General features: G+C 47.7%; 1 protein-coding gene. It reads right to left on the bottom strand.

Annotated elements, in window-relative coordinates:
* Window positions 1-244: 244 nt before the first annotated feature.
* A partial coding sequence (locus RF647_RS19080; protein WP_368813107.1) for a hypothetical protein occupies window positions 245-646 on the bottom strand: 402 nt, incomplete at its 5' end.

Raw genomic sequence — 646 nt, 5'->3', positions numbered from 1 at the left:
CAACATTAAGACGACCAGCACAGCACCTCATGAAAGTTCAGTCTAACCTCCCTCAGATGGCAAACCTAACCATTAACCATGCCGGGTTCTTTCGGTTTCAATGGCGAAACGCCTTCTCATATGAATAAGCAGTAGTCACACTCAATTCAGACCACTCTCTGGCCTGGCGTATTGTGGCCGCACCCTGCCTTCTGGTCACGCTTGCTCCTCATGGACCACAGTTTTGTCCCTGCTCATACTGTTATTAAATTGCCGTCGCGATGAGCTTTTTCCCTGATTGAGTAATGCGTAACCCCAGACGTCCAGTGAGTGGCTCAAGAACAGACAATATAAGTATTCTGAGCATTCCCGATGAGACGCTTTCGTACAGGCGCAACAAAATTTCGACGTCAGACGCTTTCCCACCTTTAGCAATTACCCCAACAATGCTGGATGCAAAGTTGTATGTCGTTGCAAGGGCTAGCTCTTCAAGTTTGTCGACAGAAGGTCCTTGGCCATTGGCATGAAGAGCTTCAAGAGCACGGCCAGCTAAATAGTCGTGAGCTACATTTTCTTCAATTGAAGGCCCTATCGCCAGATAAAAGGCGTCCTGAAGTTTACTGATCGTATTGGGAACATTCAGTTCCACAGCGTTAAGTAGAAGCCG

The sequence above is a fragment of the Kocuria sp. CPCC 205263 genome (assembly GCF_040981075.1).
GTDB lineage: Bacteria > Actinomycetota > Actinomycetes > Actinomycetales > Micrococcaceae > Kocuria > Kocuria rosea.
The sequence above is the reverse complement of the archived record's forward strand: the minus strand, read 5'-3'. Positions and strand labels throughout refer to the sequence as shown.